Source organism: Agromyces aerolatus (assembly GCF_031432255.1).
Classification (GTDB): domain Bacteria; phylum Actinomycetota; class Actinomycetes; order Actinomycetales; family Microbacteriaceae; genus Agromyces.
Genome location: NZ_JAVKGQ010000001.1, coordinates 593,597 through 612,865, shown reverse-complemented (window position 1 = coordinate 612,865; position 19,269 = coordinate 593,597). Strand labels below are relative to the sequence as shown.

Annotated in this window: 16 protein-coding genes and 1 pseudogene; 7 read left to right on the top strand and 10 right to left on the bottom strand. The window is 71.3% G+C overall.

Annotated elements, in window-relative coordinates:
- Positions 1–46 precede the first annotated feature (46 nt).
- The 4 genes from RH864_RS02785 (at position 47) to RH864_RS02770 (ending at position 6,726) form a co-directional block, all read left to right on the top strand.
- Positions 47–2,902: an RHS repeat domain-containing protein gene (locus RH864_RS02785; RefSeq protein ID WP_310515972.1), complete on the top strand. Its 2,856-nt coding sequence runs from the start codon at positions 47–49 to the stop codon at positions 2,900–2,902.
- Between the two features lie 70 nt (positions 2,903–2,972).
- Positions 2,973–3,440 carry a Fur family transcriptional regulator gene (locus RH864_RS02780; protein WP_310515971.1) on the top strand — a complete coding sequence of 156 codons (468 nt, stop codon included), beginning with the start codon at positions 2,973–2,975 and terminating at the stop codon, positions 3,438–3,440.
- 90 nt (positions 3,441–3,530) lie between these two features.
- Positions 3,531–5,054 (top strand): catalase, encoded by a 1,524-nt coding sequence (locus RH864_RS02775; protein ID WP_310515970.1) that lies wholly within the window; start codon positions 3,531–3,533, stop codon positions 5,052–5,054.
- A 319-nt stretch (positions 5,055–5,373) separates the two neighbouring features.
- Positions 5,374–6,726, top strand: a complete 1,353-nt coding sequence (locus RH864_RS02770; RefSeq protein ID WP_310515969.1) for a mechanosensitive ion channel family protein — start codon at positions 5,374–5,376, stop codon at positions 6,724–6,726.
- Positions 6,727–6,919: 193 nt separating this feature from the next.
- Here RH864_RS02770 and purQ read toward each other — a convergent pair whose 3' ends face one another.
- Together purQ and purS are read right to left on the bottom strand one after the other, a co-directional pair.
- Positions 6,920–7,618: a phosphoribosylformylglycinamidine synthase subunit PurQ gene (gene purQ / locus RH864_RS02765; RefSeq protein WP_310515968.1), complete on the bottom strand. Its 699-nt coding sequence runs from the start codon at positions 7,616–7,618 to the stop codon at positions 6,920–6,922.
- A gap of 107 nt (positions 7,619–7,725) precedes the next feature.
- A pseudogene (purS, locus tag RH864_RS02760) lies at positions 7,726–7,959 on the bottom strand (phosphoribosylformylglycinamidine synthase subunit PurS); the annotation flags it as partial.
- Between the two features lie 168 nt (positions 7,960–8,127).
- On the opposite strand from purS, the gene RH864_RS02755 reads away from it, so the two are divergent.
- Positions 8,128–9,645 carry a DHA2 family efflux MFS transporter permease subunit gene (locus RH864_RS02755; RefSeq protein WP_310515966.1) on the top strand — a complete coding sequence of 506 codons (1,518 nt, stop codon included), beginning with the start codon at positions 8,128–8,130 and terminating at the stop codon, positions 9,643–9,645.
- Between the two features lie 17 nt (positions 9,646–9,662).
- On the opposite strand, the gene RH864_RS02750 is transcribed toward RH864_RS02755, so the two are convergent.
- The 3 genes from RH864_RS02750 to RH864_RS02740 all read right to left on the bottom strand — a co-directional run bounded on the left by RH864_RS02750 (position 9,663) and on the right by RH864_RS02740 (position 12,745).
- Entirely contained in the window at positions 9,663–10,205 is a 543-nt protein-coding gene (locus tag RH864_RS02750) for a hypothetical protein (protein WP_310515965.1), read from the bottom strand.
- Between the two features lie 201 nt (positions 10,206–10,406).
- Positions 10,407–11,666, bottom strand: a complete 1,260-nt coding sequence (locus RH864_RS02745; protein ID WP_310515964.1) for a kynureninase — start codon at positions 11,664–11,666, stop codon at positions 10,407–10,409.
- Between the two features lie 38 nt (positions 11,667–11,704).
- Positions 11,705–12,745, bottom strand: a complete 1,041-nt coding sequence (locus RH864_RS02740; protein WP_310515963.1) for an amidohydrolase family protein — start codon at positions 12,743–12,745, stop codon at positions 11,705–11,707.
- A gap of 141 nt (positions 12,746–12,886) precedes the next feature.
- Here RH864_RS02740 and RH864_RS02735 point away from each other — a divergent pair, with 141 nt between their 5' ends.
- Positions 12,887–13,381 carry a hypothetical protein gene (locus RH864_RS02735; protein WP_310515962.1) on the top strand — a complete coding sequence of 165 codons (495 nt, stop codon included), beginning with the start codon at positions 12,887–12,889 and terminating at the stop codon, positions 13,379–13,381.
- A gap of 43 nt (positions 13,382–13,424) precedes the next feature.
- Here the strand turns inward: RH864_RS02735 and kynA are convergent, their stop codons facing one another.
- Both kynA and RH864_RS02725 read right to left on the bottom strand, forming a co-directional pair.
- Positions 13,425–14,291: a tryptophan 2,3-dioxygenase gene (gene kynA, locus RH864_RS02730; RefSeq protein ID WP_310515961.1), complete on the bottom strand. Its 867-nt coding sequence runs from the start codon at positions 14,289–14,291 to the stop codon at positions 13,425–13,427.
- A 10-nt stretch (positions 14,292–14,301) separates the two neighbouring features.
- Entirely contained in the window at positions 14,302–14,886 is a 585-nt protein-coding gene (locus RH864_RS02725) for a TetR/AcrR family transcriptional regulator (protein ID WP_310515960.1), read from the bottom strand.
- Positions 14,887–15,105: 219 nt separating this feature from the next.
- Here RH864_RS02725 and RH864_RS02720 point away from each other — a divergent pair, with 219 nt between their 5' ends.
- Positions 15,106–15,735: a TetR/AcrR family transcriptional regulator gene (locus tag RH864_RS02720; RefSeq protein WP_310515959.1), complete on the top strand. Its 630-nt coding sequence runs from the start codon at positions 15,106–15,108 to the stop codon at positions 15,733–15,735.
- 108 nt (positions 15,736–15,843) lie between these two features.
- Here the strand turns inward: RH864_RS02720 and RH864_RS02715 are convergent, their stop codons facing one another.
- From RH864_RS02715 to purD, 3 genes are all read right to left on the bottom strand, one after another.
- On the bottom strand, positions 15,844–16,692 hold the full coding sequence (locus RH864_RS02715; RefSeq protein ID WP_310516017.1) for a VOC family protein: 849 nt from the start codon (positions 16,690–16,692) through the stop codon (positions 15,844–15,846).
- An 83-nt stretch (positions 16,693–16,775) separates the two neighbouring features.
- Positions 16,776–17,717: a phosphoribosylaminoimidazolesuccinocarboxamide synthase gene (locus RH864_RS02710; RefSeq protein ID WP_310515958.1), complete on the bottom strand. Its 942-nt coding sequence runs from the start codon at positions 17,715–17,717 to the stop codon at positions 16,776–16,778.
- 48 nt (positions 17,718–17,765) lie between these two features.
- Positions 17,766–19,091 (bottom strand): phosphoribosylamine--glycine ligase, encoded by a 1,326-nt coding sequence (gene purD, locus RH864_RS02705; RefSeq protein WP_310515957.1) that lies wholly within the window; start codon positions 19,089–19,091, stop codon positions 17,766–17,768.
- Positions 19,092–19,269 lie beyond the last annotated feature (178 nt).

Genomic DNA, 19,269 nt, shown 5'->3' with positions numbered 1-19,269 from the left:
TATCGAGACCTACCGCGCCGCCTCCGCAACTGTATACTGCAATGCTATGCGACAGCCGACACCGCCGTCCCCGCTCGCCCCCCGCCTGCTCGGCGTCCGCACGATGCTCGCCGTGGTCGGCGCCGTGGTGTGCGGCGCCGTCATCACGACCGGCATGGTCGCGCCGTCCTGGGCCAGCGCGGGCGAGACCATCGAGCCGGCCGTGCTCGGCGGCTTCGCGCTGGGCGACGACGTCGAGGGGCTGGTCGACCCGCAGACGGGTGCGTTCTCGTTCACGCTGCCGGTGGCCGGGGCGTCGATCGGGTGGGATTCCCGAGCGGCGGGCGTCGACCGGTCCGGCCTCGGTGCGGGCTGGTCGATCGCGGGCGTCGCGCACGTCGAGACCGAGGGCGGCGTGCGGGTGTCGCCGTCGTCGGGTGGGTCGTACCCCGCGAACTCGACGGCGCCGAGCGGACTGGACGGCTACCTGCTGCGCGATGTCGTGTTCCGCCAGGAGCCGGCGACGATCCCGGTGAGAGCCGACGGCCTCAGGCCGGCCGTGGAGGCGACGTTCGAGCTGGTCGAGCTGGGTGGCGTGCGCACGTGGTTCTCCGCGGCCGGCGACCCGCTGGTGCGCATGGATGCGAACGGCAATCGCACCGACTGGGAGTGGGAGCCCGGCCATCGGCTCGTGCGCACCATGGGCGTGAACGGCGTGGTGACGACGCTCGACTGGGCGGATCCGGCGAGGGTGCAGGTCACGAGCTCGGTCGGTCCGGCTCGTCGCGTCACCGGCGTGATCGAGCTCGGCGACGGCCGCGTGGCCGCGGTGGTGGATGCCACGGGTGGTCGCCTGCAGGTCGGCTACAGCCCTGCCGGGCTCGTGGGGCGGCTGGCCGGGGTGTCGGGTGCCGCGACCGAGGTGAGCTGGCAGAGCCTGGCCGATGGCCGGGTCGCCGTCGACCGGGTGCGGGTGCTCGAGGTCGCCACGGGAACTGAGCTGTCGGCCCGGCGCTGGACGGTCCAGGGCGGGCTGGCCTCGGGCTGGCCGGCGGTCGCCGGCCTCGTCGCGCCCTCGGCGGCGGCGAACGACGACCGGTATGCGACCGCGCTCACCGATGGGGCGAGCACGGTGGTCTCCGAGTTCGATGGAAACCATCTGCTGCGGGGGCGCGAGGTCGAGGTTACGACTCGTTCGGGTTCCAGGCTGGTCCAGCGGCAGGCCTACGACTATCCGGAGCCGGAGGGCGATGCGCCGCTGTCGCCACAATACGCCCAGCCGACCGGGGCGACCGTGACCCATCTCGACGCGGCCGGGGGTCGACACGACACCTCCGAGTCGTTCGAGTTCGATGAGCTGGGCCGGCTGATGCGCGCGCTCGACGGGACGACCTACGCGTACAACGCGATGAACCAGCCGGTGAGCGTGACCGCCGCCACGGGCGGCGCCGTCGACACCGCGTACTGGGCGTCGGGGCAGCGCGCCACGCGCACCGAACCGGGCACCGGTGCGACGACCACGTTCCACTGGGATGACGCGTCGCTGATGAACGACACGCACGTGACCGGCGGAGCCGACGAATCCGTGACCGCGGCGTACCTCATGGGTGCTGGCCGCCACGCCCGCACACTCGGCACCGCGGCGACCACCGCGTACTACGAGCTCGACCACCACGGCAACGTCACCGAGCTGACCGATGCCGACGCGCGCCTCACGACCAGCTACGACTACACCGACTACGGGGTCGCGGCCGAGTCGCCGCATGCCGACGCCGACGCGGCCCGGCCTGCCGGCGACGCGCACCGGAATCCGTTCCAGTACGCGGGGGAGTACACGGACGCCGCCGGCACCCAGCACCTCCAAGCGCGCACGTACGACCCGGTCACCATGCGGATGACCACCGTCGATCCTGAACCTCGCTTCAACACGTACCACTATGCCGACCTCAACCCGATCACCCTCGCCGATCCCAGTGGCCGGTTTCCGGCGCTGCCCACCTGGGCGAACTTCGTGCTCGCGATGGTGGGTGTCGCTGCCGCGTTCACCGGGCTCGGGGGTGCGATCAGCGCCTATTCGACCGCCGTCGCGACCGCGGCGACCACCTCCGCTCTGGCGGGGATGATCGGATCCAAGGTCGCGCTCGGCGCGGTGGTCGTCGTCGCCAGTTTCGACGTCGTGGCGAGCGTGTTGACCGGCGTCCACGATTTCGGGCCAAAGTTCATGGATGAGGACGCCGCCTTCGCGCTGGGCGCCTCCAGCGCCGCTCTCGGCGGCAGCACCATGTTCGCCGCCGTCTTCACCCGTGCCGTCGGCCGCGTCGCCATCAACAAGCTCATGGCGAAGGGCGCGAGCGAGCGAGGCGCTCGGACGATCGATCGACGAGAGAAGCGCATCGTGGAGAGCGTGGTCGGCGAATTCCGCAAGCTCGGAGTGCGCCTGGATGAGCATAGATTCCGGCTCGGCCTGAATGCCCGGGCGATCAGAGCGGCAAAACAACAGAGCGATGATGGGAAGACGTGGACCGCCGCCGGACACGCTGACGAGCTCACCTCGATCGAGAATGCGCTGACCCACGATCTGCGCGAATTCGCTGCGACTTTCCGCGCGGTCGACGAGACGATCGAAGTAGCCAATCTCGCGGCATCGACGGGGCGCAGGCTCAATGCCATGTCGCACGTGGAGGCGTGGAAAAAGCAATTGGGCGACATCGCAGGCTATTCGAAGGCGCTCGAGCGTGCCAGACGGAACATGGGGCGGGAACTCGAGAACGCGACCGATATGCACACCGGGCGGCGCGTCTTCGAGGGCGGATATCGCTCTGGAGTGACGTTCGCTTGGAGCGGCCGCGGAGGGGTGGTGCAACACTTCCAGGAGCACGGGTTCTTCTCCAAGTACATCACCTGGGGGCATGCCGTCCTCTGAGATCACCGCACGAGCCCGACGAATCGTCAGTTGTTTTGAATGATTCAAGACAACTGCTACGGTCGATGACATGACCACGGATGCCACGGCCGAGCTCGAGGCGCACGGCGCCGCCGCGCGCCTGCGCGCCGCCGGGCTCAAAGTCACGGCGTCGCGCGTCGCGGTGTTCGAGGCGCTGTCGGGTCGCGGCGAGCACCTCGACGCCGAATCGGTGTTCGAGCGCGTGCGCGCGGACCTGCCGACGACCTCGCTGCAGGCCGTCTACGGTGTGCTCGGTGCGCTCGCCGCCGCCGGGCTGCTCCGCAAGATCGAGCCCGCCGGCTCGCCCGCGCTCTACGAGAGCCGCATCGGCGACAACCACCACCACCTCGCGTGCACGAGCTGTCACCGGGTCGTCGACGTCGAGTGCGTCGTCGGTGAAGCGCCGTGCCTCACGCCGTCGAACACCGACGGCTTCCAGATTCACACCGCCGAGGTCACCTTCTGGGGCCTCTGCGGCGACTGTCAGCGGACGGCCGCGGGCGAGCCGCGAGGCTAGCCCGAGGCATCCGTTCACCGGCGCCCGGCCAGGGCGCTGTTCGTCGCGCCCGGAGACGGGCGCGCCACCCCTCGAGAAGAACAGGACGACATGTCGAATCCCACGACCCCGCCCACCACCACCCAGACGGGCACGCCCGTCGCGAGCGACGCGCACTCGCTCACCAGCGGCACCGACGGCGCCACCGCGCTGCACGACCGCTACCTCGTCGAGAAGCTCGCGCAGTTCAACCGCGAGCGCATCCCCGAGCGCATCGTGCACGCGAAGGGCGGCGGCGCGTTCGGCCGGTTCGAGGTCACGCACGACGTGTCGGCGTACACGCGCGCCGCGGTGTTCCAGCAGGGCGCCGAGTCCGAGACGCTGCTGCGGTTCTCGTCGGTCGCGGGTGAGCAGGGCTCGCCCGACACGTGGCGCGACGTGCGCGGCTTCTCGCTGAAGTTCTACACGAGCGAGGGTAACTACGACATCGTCGGCAACAACACGCCCGTGTTCTTCATCCGCGACGGGATCAAGTTCCCCGACTTCATCCACTCGCAGAAGCGCCTGCCCGGCTCGGGCCTCCGCGACGCCGACATGCAGTGGGACTTCTGGACGCTCTCGCCCGAGTCGGCGCATCAGGTCACCTACCTCATGGGCGACCGCGGGCTGCCGAAGTCGTGGCGCGAGATGCAGGGATACGGCTCGCACACGTACCAGTGGATCAACGCCGCGGGCGAGCGGTTCTGGGTGAAGTACCACTTCAAGAGCCAGCAGGGCGACCTGCACCTCGATGCCGAGACCGCCGAGGCCATCGCGGGCGCCGACGCCGACTTCTACCGGCGCGACCTGCACGAGGCGATCGAGCGCGGCGACTTCCCGAAGTGGGACCTGTTCGTGCAGATCATGCCGTACGAGGACGCCAAGACGTACCGCTTCAACCCGTTCGACCTCACGAAGGTGTGGCCGCACGGCGACTACCCGCTCGTGCCCGTCGGCACGCTCACGCTCGACCGCAACCCGCAGAACTTCTTCGCGGAGATCGAGCAGGCCGCGTTCTCGCCCGCGAACACCGTGCCCGGCATCGGCATCAGCCCCGACAAGATGCTCATGGCCCGCGTGTTCAGCTACCCCGACGCGCAGCGCTACCGGGTCGGCACGAACTACAACCAGCTGCCCGTGAACGCGCCGCACGCGGCGCCCGTGCACAACTACTCGCAGGACGGCGCGCAGCGGCACGGATACAACCCGCCGTCGACGCCGGTGTACGCGCCGAACTCGTTCGGCGGACCGGTCGCCGACGCGGTCGCCGCGGGCGAGGGCAGCTGGGAGTCCGACGGCGAGCTCGTGCGGAGCGCCGCGACCCTGCACGCCGAGGACTCCGACTTCGGCCAGGCCGGCACGCTCTACCGCGAGGTGTACTCGGACGAGTCGAAGGCGCGACTGCAGCAGACGCTCGCCGGGCAGGCTTCGGCGATCAGTGTGGGGGCGATCCGCGAGCGCTTCTTCCAGTACTGGACGAATGTGGATGCCTCGCTGGGCGACGCGCTCCGTCAGGCCTACGCCGCCGGCGTGAACGCCGACGCGCCGCAGAACCCCGAGACGGGCGTGCCCGCCGAGGACGGCGCCGCAGCGTAGTCGCGCACGAACGCAGGGCAGGGGCCGGTCGCCGTCGGGCGGCCGGCCCTCCGGCTTTCCAAAACTCGACTGGGATATTAGAATGTTACATGGAAGGAGGTTCGATCATGAGCAATGACTGCGCTGCATCACTGCCGTTCGCCATGCTGTTCCCACCCGCCATGATCGCTTGGCTGGCATACTGCGCCAAATAGTCGGGTACCGAATATCGTCGGGGCCGGTCACGCGCGTGGCCGGCCCCGACGTGTGTCCGCCCTCGACCTGTCAAATCCCCGCACGCCGCTTGCGGCCCGACCGCGCCCGTGGTGAGTCTGGAGGCATGACTCCCACCTGGCAGTCCTGGCTCATGCTCGGCATCTCCCTGGTCGCGGTCGTCGTCGCGATCGTCGCCGTGTCGGCGCTTGCCTCGCTCATCGTGCGGGCCGCGGCGCGCGGACGCGAGTGGGGCGGCCTCCTCGTGCAGCGCCTGCGCTGGCCGTTCCGCACGGTCATCGCGGTCGTCGGCGTCTGGATCGCGGTCGCGATCTCGTTCCCGGCTGCCGAGTGGCGGCCCGGCGTCGACCACGCGTTCCTGATCGCGGTCATCGCGGTCGGCGCCTGGCTGGTCTGCCAGCTGTTCCTGTTCCTCACCGACCTCGGCATGCGGCGCTACCGCGTCGATGTGGCCGACAACCGCCTCGCGCGCCGCGCGCGCACCCAGCTGGCCATCGTGCGGCGGCTCGTCGTCGTCATCGTGATCGTCATCGCGGTCGGCGTCATCCTGTTCACGTTCGAGAGCGTGCGCGCGCTCGGCGCCTCGGTGCTCGCCTCGGCCGGTATCGCGTCGATCGTCGCGGGTCTCGCCGCTCAGTCGGTGCTCGCCAATCTCTTCGCGGGCATCCAGCTCGCATTCAGCGATGCGATCCGGGTCGACGATGTGGTCGTCGTCGAGGGCGAGTGGGGACGCATCGAGGAGATCACGCTCAACTACGTCGTCGTGGGCATCTGGGACGACCGGCGGCTCGTGCTGCCCTGCACCTACTTCACGTCGCAGCCGTTCGAGAACTGGACCCGCACCACGAGCGAGCTGCTCGGCTCGGTCGAGCTCGACCTCGACTGGCGCGTCTCGCCGGGCGAGATGCGCGACGAGCTCGACCGCATCCTCGAGCGCACCGACCTCTGGGACGGTCGCGCGAAGGTGCTCCAGGTCACCGACGCGGTCGGCGGGCTCGTCCGCGTCCGTGTGCTCCTGACCGCGGCCGACGCCGGCACGCTGTTCGACCTCCGCTGCTTCGTGCGCGAAGAGCTCGTGCACTGGGTGCAGCGCGCCCACCCCGAGTCGGCACCCGCGCAGCGCGTGCTCGTGCACGAGGGCGCGGCGGCGACGGATGCCTCGGGCGGCACGCGCGGCATCACCGACCTCGAGCCGGAGGAGCGCCATACGGTGCACGACGCCGAGCCCGAGCGCGCAGCGGAGGCTCCGGCCGCGGCCGGCGACGGCGGCCGCTCGGGCCTGTTCACCGGCACGCCCGAGGCCGAGGCGCGCGGGCGCCAGTTCACGCAGGCGATCCCCATCGTGCGGTCCGCGGACCCCGACGGCGCCGACCCCGAGGAGCCGCTCGACGAGCCGACGCTCACCACCGAGGCATCCGTGCTCGGAACCGACCCGTCGCGCGACCCCGACCCGCGCTGACCGCATATCGCTCTGCCCAAGTGCGCCGCCTTCGACCAACTGCGCCCGTCCCGACCGTCGTGCCGGGCGCGGTTCGTCGGGGCTGGCGCTGCGCGCAGGAGGTGGCGCGGCGAGTTGGAGGTGGCGCGGTTCGTCGGGGCTGGCGCTGCGTGCAGAAAGTGGCGCTGCGCGTGGGAGGGGCGCTGCGCGCGGGCTACGCCTCGACGAGGGCGCGCGTGATGACGCTCGTGAAGAAGCCGAGCCCGTCGACGCCTGATCGCATCGCGGCCGCGGTGTCGGGGCCGAAGCCGGGCTCGACCGCGTGCTCGGGGTGCGGCATGAGGCCGACCACGTTGCCGCGCGCGTTCGTGATGCCCGCGATGCGGCGCAGCGACCCGTTCGGGTTCACGTCGACGTAGCGGAACACGACGCGACCCTCGCCCTCGAGCCGGTCGAGCGTGTCCTCGTCGGCGATGAACCCGCCCTCGCCGTTCTTGAGCGGGATCGTGATCTGCTGGCCGGCCTCGAACTCGCTCGTCCAGTCGGTCGAGGCGTTCTCGACGGTCAGCACCTGGTCGCGGCAGACGAACCCGCCGTGGTCGTTGCGGATCAGGCCGCCCTCGAGCAGGTGCGCCTCGGTCAGCATCTGGAAGCCGTTGCAGATGCCGAGCACGGGCATGCCGCGGTTCGCCGCGTCGACGACCTCGGTCATGATCGGGCTGAGCGACGCGATCGCGCCGCAGCGCAGGTAGTCGCCGTAGCTGAACCCGCCGGGCAGGATCAGCGCGTCGACGCCGTCGAGGTCGTGCGAGCCGTGCCAGAGCGCGACGGGCTCGGCGCCCGCGAGGCGCACCGCGCGCTGCGCGTCGCGATCGTCGAGCGAGCCGGGGAACGTGATGACACCGATGCGCATGGCGGGCCTCAGTGCGTCTCGCCGGCGGGCGCGCCGAATCCGGCGCCGGTGACGGATGCCTCGTCGGAGGCCTCCTCGGCGAGCTCCGCGTTCGAGATCTCGTAGTGGATGCCGACGACGTCCTCGATGACCGAGTTCGAGAGGATCTCTTCGGCGATCTTGCGGACGTCGGCCTTGAGCGCGTCGTCGACCGGCCCGTCGACGGTCAGCTCGAAGCGCTTGCCGATGCGGACGCCGGCGAAGCCCGAGTGGCCGGTGCGGGCGAGCGCTCCGGCGAGCGCCTTGCCTTGCGGGTCGAGCAGTTCGGCCTTGGGCATCACGTCGACGACGATGGTGGGCACCGAGTTTCTCCGTCCGGTGGCGGGTGTGGGATGCGTCGATTCTATCCGCTGCGGCGGTGCGGGTTCTCCGGGCGGCGGCGCGGCGCTCGCGTGGTCGGTCCTCGGTGGTCGGCGATGGCCGCGGGCAGGCGTAGGATTCCCCGCGCACCCCGGTACGAAGGACGCCTCATGCAGACCGAACGAAGGCCGTGGCCGGCGCTCTGGGCGCTCGTCATCGGCTTCTTCATGATCCTCGTCGACTCGACGATCGTGTCGATCGCGAACCCCGCGATCCTCGCCGACCTCGACACGACGCTGACCGCGGTGATCTGGGTGACGAGCGCCTACCTGCTCGCCTATGCCGTGCCGCTGCTCATCACGGGCCGCCTCGGCGACCGGTTCGGGCCCAAGAACGTGTATCTCGTCGGGCTCACGGTGTTCACGCTCGCCTCGCTGTGGTGCGGGCTCTCGGGCACCGTCGAGTGGCTCATCGCGGCGCGGGCCGTGCAGGGGCTCGGTGCGGCGCTCATGACGCCGCAGACGATGGCGGTGATCACGCGTATCTTCCCGCCGACGCAGCGCGGAACGGCCATGGGCCTCTGGGGTGCGGTCGCGGGCGTCGCGACGCTCGTCGGCCCCATCCTCGGCGGCGTGCTCGTCGACTCGCTCGGCTGGGAGTGGATCTTCTTCGTGAACGTGCCGGTCGGCATCGTCGCGTTCGTGCTGGCCTGGCGGCTCGTGCCCCACCTGGAGACGCACTCGCACCGGTTCGACTGGCTCGGCGTCGTGCTCTCGGCGGCCGGCATGTTCCTGCTCGTGTTCGGCATCCAGGAGGGCGAGACCTTCGACTGGGGCGTCGTCGCCGGGCCGATCACGGTGTGGGGCCTGATCGTCGCGGGTCTCGTGGTGCTCGCGGGGTTCGTCGTCTGGCAGCACTTCAACCGCGCCGAGCCGCTGCTGCCGCTCACGCTGTTCCGCGACCGCAACTTCGCGCTGTCGAACGCGGGCATCGGCCTCGTCGGGCTGGCGATCACCGCGATGCCGCTTCCGCTCGCGTTCTACTTCCAGGTCGCGCGGGGGCTCGAGCCGACGCAGGCGGCGCTCATGCTCGTGCCCATGGCCGTGCTCGCGGGCGTCATGGCACCCGTCGTCGGCCGGCTCAACGACCGCATGAACCCGAAGTGGCTCGCGGTCGCGGGCTTCCTCATCGTCGCGGCCTCGCTCGCGCTCTACGCGGTGCTGCTGACGCCGGACCAGCCGCTCTGGGTGCTGTTGATCCCGTCGGCGTTGCTCGGCCTCGGCCAGTCCGGCATCTGGTCTCCGCTCGCCTCGACCGCGACGAGAAACCTTCCGCCCGCGCAGGCGGGCGCCGGATCCGGCGTCTACAACATGACCCGTCAGGTGGGCGCGGTGCTCGGCTCGGCGGCCATCGCCGCGCTGCTCGACGCACGCCTCGCGGCCGAGCTGCCGGGCTTCGACTCGGCCACCGCCCAGCAGGCCGGCGCGGGCGGCTCGGGTGGCCTGCCGCCCGCCGTCGCGGAGGGCTTCAGCGCCGCCATGAGCCAGTCGCTCTGGCTGCCCGTCGCCGCGTTTCTCGCCGGCGCGGTGGTCGTGCTCTGGTTCGCGCGGCCGAAGGTCACCGTCGACTGGTCGGAGCGTGGCGCCGAAGACGCCGACGCGGCGAAGGTCGCCGATCCGGCTCCGTAGCCGCGCACGAACCTCGCTCAGCGCCTGAACAGCCTCCGCACGATCGCGATGAGCACAATGCCCGCGGCGGCGCCGACGGCGACGACCGCACCCGGGTTCTCGCGGTACTTGCGCTTCACGTAGCCGACCCCGTCGTTCGCGAGCTCCCGGCCGCGGTCGACGGCGTGCTGTGCCTGTTCCTGAACCGACTCGAAGGCGTCCGAGTCCTTCACCTGCTCGGTCGCCGACCTCACGCTTCCGGCCACCTGCTGCGCGGCGTCGGCCGCGGCCTGCTTGGCGGTGTCGATCGCTTCGGCCGCGGACTGCTTCGCGTTGGCGATCTGCTCGGCGGCGTCGCCGCTCGCGTCCTTCACGGCATCGGCCGCGCCCGCCGCCGCGTCGGCCGCGGCGGTCTTCACGTCGGCGGATGCCTCGGCCGCCGCACTCTTCGCATCGGCGGCGGCAGTGCCGGCCTGCGTCGTCACGTCTTCAGCGGCTGTGGCCGCGACATCCTTCATCTCGGCTGCGGCCTCGCGAGTCGTCTCGGTGGCGTCCTTCGCCTGGTCCTCACGATCGGTCATGATGCCCTCCCTCGCCTGCGGCCGGGGCCCACGACCCCGACTCCGTCATGGTAGAGCCGGCGGCCCGTACGTACCCGGATCGGCCGACGGGCTTGCGCGCCGGTACCGTCGACGCTACGCCTGCCGGCGACCCGGCGCGACCGGGTGCGACCGGGTGCGACCCGACGGGGCCCCGGCACGCGACCGGCCACGAGGCATGCGTCACCCGAGCCCGGCCCGTTCGGCGAGCACCTCGCGCAGCACCTCGCGCGTGGCATCCAGACCGCGGTGCACCTCCTCGAAGCTCGTCGACAGCGGAGACAGCCCGATGCGAAGCCCGCCCGGGTCGCGGTAGTCGGGGATCACATCGCGCTGCCACAGCCGCGCCGTGACCTCGCGCATCGCGTCGTGATGCAGCGTGACGTGCCCGCCGCGTTCCTCGGGGTCCGCGGGCGAGGCCAGGGTCACGCCGAGCGGGGCGAGCCAGGCCTCGGCGAGCTCGATCGCGTACGAGGTGAGCGCGACGGACTTCGCGCGGATCGCCGCGATGCCCGCCTCCTCGATCATCGTGAGCGTCTCGTCCATCGGCAGCATCGCCACGATGGGCGACGTCCCGGAGAGGAACCCGCGGATCCCGGGCGCCTGCTCGTACCTCGGCCCCATCTGGAACTGGTCGACCGCGCCGAACCAGCCCTGGATCGGCTGCGACAGGGCGCGCTGCAGGTCCTCACGCACGTACGCGAACGCGGGCGACCCGGGCCCGCCGTTGAGGTATTTGTACGTGCAGCCCACCGCGAGGTCGAACCCCCACTCGTCGGCGCGCACCGGGACCGATCCCGCCGAGTGGCACAGGTCCCAGAGCACGAGCGCGCCCGCGTCATGCGCGATGCGGGTCAGCTCGCGGGCATCGGCGAGGTACGCGGAACGGTACGCCACGTGCGACAGCACGACGAGCGCGGTGTCGGGGCCGACCGCCTCGGCGAGCTGCTCGGAGGTCACGCCCGTCGCCGGGTCGACCTCGATCCAGCGCAGCCGCAGCTCGCGCTCGCGGGCGATGCCCTCGAGCACGTACCGGTCGGTCGGGAAGTTGTCGGAGTCGACGACGATCTCACGACGTGCGGGGTCGCGCGCGACCTGCGCGTCGACGGCCGCGCGCGCGAGCTTGTAGAGCAGCACGGTCGTCGAGTCCCCGATGACCGTCTGCCCGGCCTTCGCCGCGATCACCGCCCGGCCGATCTTGTCGCCGAGCTCGACGGGCAGCGACAGCCACGACTCGTCCCAGCCGCGGATGAGCCGGCCGCCCCACTCCTCGCGCATGAAGTGCTGCATCCGCTCGATGGCCGCGACCGGCGGGCGGCCGAGCGAGTTGCCGTCGAAGTAGACCAGGTCGCTCGACGCGTCGTGGAAGCGCGCGCGGTAGTGGGCGAGCCCGTCGGCCCGGTCCTGGCGGCGGGCGTAGGCGAGCAGCGGGTCGAGCGTCATCGATGGCCTCCTGGTGGGTCTCCCCGCAGACTACGCGTTCAGTCGTCGAGCGGGTCGAGCCCGTCGGCGGGCAGCACGCGGGCCGCGGCGAGCCACGCGCCGAGCTCGTCGAGCCGCGTGGGCGGCGGGCCGGGCACGAACGTCGCGAGGCTGTCCATCGACCAGGCGGCGCGGTCGGCGTGCGGCCACGGGTCGGTGAGCGCCCCGACGATCGCGGCGGCCGGCAGGCCCGCGCTCACGAGCGCGGCGACCTCGCGCGCATTGACGCCGATCGGCAGCACGCCGTTGCCGAGATCGGTGCCGTACACGACGCGCCCGCCGGCCCCGGCGAAGCGCGTCAGGTTCGCGCGCGCCCGCGCGGCACCGGCGTTCGCCGCACCGTGGCCGTGGATGTCGAGCGTGGAGATCCAGACCTGGCCGGCGCGCGCAGCGCGCGCCACGAGCGCGGGCGGCAGCTCGTCGGTCCACGGCGTGTGCACGAGCGCGTCGGCCCCGGCGTCGATCGCGAGCTCGGCCATGCCACGGCCCTCGGCGTGCACGGCGACGGGCCGGCTCCGGGCGTGCGCGGCGCGCACCACGGCATCGAGGGTGGCCCGGTCGAAGGCGGGACCTCCGGCGTGCAACGCGACCTTGATGACGGATGCCCCGAACCGCACCTGCTCGTCGACCGCGGTCTCGGCGTCGTCGTAGAGACTGCCGTGCGCGTGCGCCGGGCCTTCGGGCACGGACTGCACCTCGCGCAGCGCGCCCGCGGGGAGCCACGACCGGCCCGCCGGGTATCCGCCCGGCGCGGTGAGGAACCGGCCGGCGAAGCGCACGTGCGGCAGCGGATCCCGCGCGGCGAACCGGGCGACGACGGACGGGTTCGCGCCGAGGTCGACGACCGCGGCGATGCCGCCCGCCGCGAGATGGTCGGGCTCGAACAGCTCGAGGTGCACGTGATGGTCGATGAACGGCGGCAGCACTGTGCCGGTCTCGCCCGGGTCATCCCCGTTCAGGGACCGCCGCGCACGCTGCGCGTGCGGCCCGAGATCGAGCGTCTCGGCCGGCTCCTGCGTGCGCCCGTCACGGTGATCCATGTCGCCCCTCAATCGCCCACGCGGGGGACGCCCGCGCTGCGGCCATCGTATGCCCCGCCGCGGGGCCGTCGCGGACTCGACGAGCTGTGGATAGCAGTATACTGAGCGAGTCTGTTCCGCAGCTCTGAGGAGGCCATGCACATGAGCTCATCCCGTACCCCACCACGTCTGCCGTTCGCTGCAGCGACCGTCGCCCTCGTCGCGGTCCTTTCGGCAACGCCGCTGTCCGCGAGCGCTGCCGTCGGCGGCGAGTCGTCCGACGGGGTCTGGACCGCGTATCAGGTGTTCACCGCACCGCCGAACGAGAAAGAGACCCACGTGCTCGGCTGCCCCTCGTCGCACCCGTGGCTCAAGCGCTTCGTGCCGGGCACGCTGATCAAGAACGACCTGGCGCCCGACCGGCCCGGCAACCCCGGCGGGGTGAGAGTGACCGCCGAACCGGTCATCATCTTCGACTCGTATCTCGCGTATGCCGAGAATCGCGTGGCATCGGCCGGCGTCGATTGGCGCGTCTATCGAGGGGTGAGCGTCCGCGTGCACACCTACAACCCGTTCGGCGCTGAGCAGTTCGCACTGCAGATCGAGTGCGTCGCGAATCCCCTCGATGGAGCCGGCGACGACCCCCGCCCGCTCTGAGCGATCAGCGGCGACGAAGGGCAGCGGCGGCCGGAGGCATCCGTCACCCGCCGATCTCGGTGCGGACCGCGTAGAGCTCGGGGAAGAAGGTGAGCTCGAGCGCGCGTGCGAGGAAGGCCGACCCGCTCGAGCCGCCCGTGCCTGGCTTCGAGCCGATGATCCGCTCCACGGTCTTCAGGTGGCGGAAGCGCCAGAGCTGGAAGTTGTCCTCCAGGTCGACGAGCTCCTCGCACGTCTCGTACGCGTCCCAGTTGCCGCGCGCATCGCTGTAGATCGCCTGGAAGACGGGCACGAGCTCGGGCTGGAAGGTCCACGCGAGCGTCACGTCCCGCTCGAGCACCGACGCAGGCACCGGATGCCCCGCTCGCGCGAGCAGTCGCAAGACCTCGTCGTACAGACTCGGCGCCTCGAGGGCGCGCGTGAGCATGGCGGTGGCCGTGGCATCCGCCTCGAAGGTGCGCAGCATGCCCGCGTGCTTGTTGCCGAGCACGAACTCGACCGCGCGGTACTGGTACGACTGGAAGCCGCTCGCCTGACCGAGGATGCCGCGGAACTCGGCGTACTCGGTCGGGGTGAGCGTCGCGAGCACCGACCACTGCTCGGTCAGCGTCTTCTGGATGTGCTTGACGCGCGCGATGCACTTCAGCGCGGGCGCGAGCTGATCGGCCCTGAGCAGCTCGCACGCGGTCTCGAGCTCGTGCAGCACGAGCTTCAGCCAGAGCTCGGTCGTCTGGTGCTGGATGATGAACAGCAGCTCGTCATGGTGCTCGGGCCGCGAGAGCGGCCGCTGCGCCGAGAGCAGCGTCGGCAGGTCGAGATAGCCGGCGTAGCTCATGCGATCCGCGAAGTCGGTGATCACCGTCGATTCGATGTCGCGCGTGTTGGCGGTCACGCCGTCGAGGTCTGGCACGACGGTCAGCCTAGCCGCCGGTGGTCAAGCGCTGCTCGGGATCGCCGTGCTGCAGCGCGAAGCCGTGCGTGAGCACGCGCGTCCAGTGCTCGGTCGCCTCGGTGATGCCGAGCGAGGCGATGAGCTGGCAGAGCTGCGTGAAGGCGAGAAACCGCTGCACGCTCGCGTCGGTCGACCCGCTGCGGGAGAAGACGAACTCGGTCACGCTCGCGTAGCCGCGCCGCAGTGCCGACCCGATCTCGGGGATGTCCGCCGCGGACTGGGCGTGCATCTGCAGGCAGAGCAGATCGGGTTCGGTGAGGAGGTGGGCGTACGCGCGGCGCATGGCGGCGATGATCGCGTCGGGGGAGTGGTCGGTGGCCCGGCGCGCACCCTCGCCGAGCACGTCGAGGATGCGCCCGAAGCTGCTGTCGACGGCCGCGGCGAAGAGCGCTTCCTTGCGGGGGAAGAGCTTGAGGACGTAGGCCGTCGAGATGCCGGCCCTGGCCGCGACGTCGGCGACGGTCGCACGGATTCCGGTGCGGGCGAAGGCGTGGATCGCGGCCTGCACGACGATCGGTCGCCGAGCATCGGAAGTGGAGAGCGGTCTCACCATGTGAGTGACTGTACACTCACTGATCCGCCTGAGGAAGGCCTGTGACGTCACCGAGCGTCATCCAGTCGTCATTTCGGCGGACATCCGCGGGGAAATGCGGAGAACTCCCGCTCATTGATGCCGATGTATGCAACCCGGCGCGTCTGTTGGTAAGCGCAATCCTGAGAATCGGAAAACGCTCTCCGGATAAGCGGAGGGTAACGGGAGTAGTCTCGAAGGGTGAGTTCAGCAACATCCTCCCGCCGCGACGCCCGCCGCAACCATGAGCGGCTGCTGTCGGAGGCGAAGGCCCTGTTCGCCGAGCGCGGCATCGACGCCCCGCTCGACGAGCTGGCCAGTCGTGCCGGCGTGGGCGCCGGCACCGTGTACCGTCACTTCCCGACCCGCGACGCGCTCTTCCGGGAACTCTACGAGCAATCGATCACCATGTTCCACGACCTCGCGCCCGAGATCGTCGGCGGTGAGACGGGTTGGCGCTCGATCGAGCTGTTCCTCGAGCGGCTGAGCGAATGGGTCGCGACCACGCCGTACCTCCCCGAGCTCATGCGCCGGGTCGCCGAGCAGGACCCGGAGTACCGGCCGGGTCTCGAGTTCGAGGCCGCGCTCGACGGCGTCGTCGAGCGGGCGAAGGCCGAGGGCGCGCTACGCGAAGACGTCACGGGCGTCGACCTGAACGTGCTCGTGAACATGCTCGGCTCGCTTGGGCAGTTCGGCGGCGACTACCTGCCGCACTGGCGGCGCCAGCTCGCGATCGTGCTCGACGGCCTGCGTGCCCGGCCCGACCTCGAACCGCTGCCCGTCGCGCCGCAGGCATTCGCCGACTTCCACGACATGGCGCACCGCCGCTAGTCTCCTTCGTTGGTCGAGTAGCGCGCGAGGAACGAGCACGCGTATCGAGACCCGGTGGTCGAGCGCACAGATCGGCCCGGCAGGTCTCGATACGCTCGCTGGCGCTCGCTACTCGACCGACGGGGTGCGCACCTCGACGAGGTTCGCCCACGGGTCGTCGAACGCGAGCGTGCGACCGTCGTCGCGTGCCGCGACCCCGTAGCGAGACATCCGCTCGCCCAGCTCGCCGAGATCGTCGGCCGTCGGCACGACGATCTCGACCTTGCCGAGCCCGAGGGCGAGCTGCCGCTTGCCCGCGCCCGCACTGTTCCAGGTGTTCATCGCCATGTGGTGGTGGTAGCCGCCGGCCGAGACGAAGAGCGCCGAGGGCCCGAAGGTCGCCGTCGTCTCGAAGCCCAGCCGGTTCACGTAGAACTCGCGGGCGCTCGGAATGTCGCCCACCGAGAGGTGCACGTGCCCCACGACGGCGTCGCCCAGCCCGGCGCCACCGCCCGCGGCAGCCTGCCCTGCCTCGGTGAGGTGCTCGCGCAGGTACCCGTTCGGGTCGAGGAACACGGTGCCCATCTCGACCTGCCCGTGCACCCAGCTCCACGTCGACCGGTCGCGGTCGAAGTACAGCTCGACGCCGTTGCCCTCGGGGTCGGTGAAGTAGAACGCCTCGCTCACGAGATGGTCGGCGCTGCCCGTGAACGTGCCCGGGTAGCGTGACGCGACCGAGAAGATCGCCGTCGCCAGCGACTCGCGCGAGTCGAACAGCACCGCGGTGTGGAAGAGTCCGGCGTCGCGCGGCGACGCGTGCCGCAGCTCGGGCGAGTGCTGCAGGATGACGACCGGCGTCGCGCCGCGGCCGAGCACCGCGACCGGGCCGTCGTGGCTGAGCAGTTCGAGCGTGACGCCGTCGCGGTAGTACGCGATCATGGCGTCGAGGTCGGCGACGCGCAGCGTCACCGCACCCATGCCGGTGTCGGCGGCGAGCAGGTTCGAAGAGGTCGTCACACAGGGTGCAACGGATGCCTCGGCGGAAAGCTTCCCGCCGCCCGCTACGCGCCGGTCGTCAGGCGGTCGACGAGCGCACGGTACCGCTCGGCCGTCTGGGCGACGATCTCGTGCGGCAGGGTCGGCGGCACCTCCGACGCATCCTGGTCCCAGTTCGCCGCGAGCCAGTCGCGCACGATCTGCTTGTCGAAGCTCGCCATGCGCAGCTCGGGCGTCGGCGCGGTGTGGTACGCCTCGGCGTCCCAGTAGCGGCTCGAGTCGCTCGTGAGCACCTCGTCGGCGAGCGTCACGATGCCGGTCCCGCGGTCGGCCCCGAACTCGAACTTGGTGTCGGCGAGGATCAGTCCGCGCGCCTCCGCGACGGTCGACGCGTGCGCGAACACCTCGAGCGAGATGGCGCGGAGCTGCTCGGCGACGGTCTCGCCGACGAGCTCGACCGTGCGCTCGTACGTGATGTTCTCGTCGTGCTCGCCCATGGGCGCCTTCCAGGCGGGCGTGTAGATGGGCTCGGGCAGCCGATCGCCGTCTTCGAGCCCCGCGGGCAGGGCCACGCCGCAGATCGCGCCCGTCGCCCGGTACTCCTTGAAGCCGCTGCCGGTGAGGTAACCGCGCACGACGCACTCGACCGGGAACATGTCGAGCGTGCGTGCGAGGGTCGCCCGGTCGGCGAGCTCGGCCGGGATCCCGGGCACGTCGAGCCGGTCGTCCTCGGGGTACGCCAGATGGTTCGGCACATCGGGCAGCCGCTCGAGCCACCACCGCGTGAGCTCGGTGAGCAGCGCGCCCTTGCCGGGGATCGCGGGCTCGAGCACGTGGTCGAACGCGCTCACGCGATCGCTCGCGACGACGAGCACGACGGGTGAGAGCGACAGCGGGTCGCCGGTCCACGTGTCGTCGTCATCGAGCACGGCGCTCGGCACGTACAGGTCGCGCACCTTGCCCGAGTAGACGTGGGTCCAGCCGGGAAGCTCGGACGGGTTCGCCATGGTCGGCTCCTTCCCCAGGTCGGACGCCCCGGCCGGGGCATCCGCTCGTCAGTCGGCGACGCGCGCCGCGATGTCGGTGCGGTACTGGCCGCCGTCGAGACGGATGCGCTCGAGCGCGTCGTACGCGCGACGCCGCGCGTCGGCCAGGTCGTCGCCGACGGCGACGACGTTGAGCACGCGACCGCCGGTCGCGACGAGATCGGTGCCCGACTCGCCGGGCGCGAGCGCGGTCGCGGCGTGCGCGACGTGCACCCCGTCGACGGATGCCGCGTCCTCCACGCCCTCGATGGGGCGCCCGGTGATCGGCGATTCGGGATAGCCCTCGCTCGCGAGCACCACGGTGACCGCCGCGTCGTCGCGGAACTCGGGTCGCGGCTGCTCGGCGAGGCGGCCCGTCGAGGCCGCGAACAGCAGCTCCGACAGCGGGGTCGCGAGACGGGGCAGCACGACCTGCGTCTCGGGGTCGCCGAAGCGCGCGTTGAACTCGATGACCCGGATGCCGCGGCCGGTGAGGATCAGCCCGGCGTAGAGCAGGCCGATGAACGGGGTCTGCTCCTCCGCGAGGCGGCGCACGGTCGGCAGCGCGATCGTCTCGACCACCTCGTCGACGAAGGCCCGCTCGTCGCCGAAGCTGCCGCCGCGGCCGTTCGACGCGTCGGCCAGCCACGGCAGCGGCGAGTACGCGCCCATGCCGCCGGTGTTCGGGCCGGCGTCGCCGTCGCGAAGCCGCTTGAAATCCTGCGCGGGTGAGAGCGGCAGCACGTTCGTGCCGTCGGAGAGCAGGAAGAGGGAGACCTCTTGACCGTCGAGGAACTCCTCGATCAGCACGGGGCCCTGGTGCAGGTAGTGCTCGGCGTGCGCGAGCGCCGCGTCGCGGTCCTCGGTCACGAGCACGCCCTTGCCGGCCGCGAGGCCGTCGGCCTTGACGACGTACGGGGCGCCGAACTCGTCGAGCGTGGTCGCGACCTCGTCGATCGTGTCGGCGAGGGTCGCGCGGCCCGTGGGCACGCCCGCGGCCTCCATGATGCGCTTGGCGAAGGTCTTCGAGCCCTCCAGGCGGGCGGCCTCCTTGCCGGGGCCGAACACGGCGATGCCGCGGGTGCGCAGCGCGTCGGCGACGCCCGCGACGAGCGGGGCCTCGGGGCCGACGACCACGAGCTCGATATCGTGCTCGATCGCGTAGTCGGCGACGACCACTGGGTCGTTCGGGTCGAGCGCGACCGGGGTCACACTGCCGCGCGACGACGAGGTCGGGCTGGCCGCGATGCCGGCGTTGCCGGGAGCCGTCACGATCTCGTGCCCCACCTCCTCCGCGAGGAGCGCCAGGATGATCGCGTGCTCACGTGCACCGGAACCGAGGACGAGGATACGCACCGGTTCAGGCTACCGGAGCGCCGGCCGCGCCACCTTCCGTCGTCCGCGCCAGGCCCCTCCCGTCGTCCGCGCCAGGCCCTCTCGTCGTCCGCGCCAGGCCCTCTCGTCGTCCGCGCCGTCTTCTACCGATCGCGCCAGGCCCGACGGTTCTGCGTGGCGCGGTCCGTCGTCCATGGCG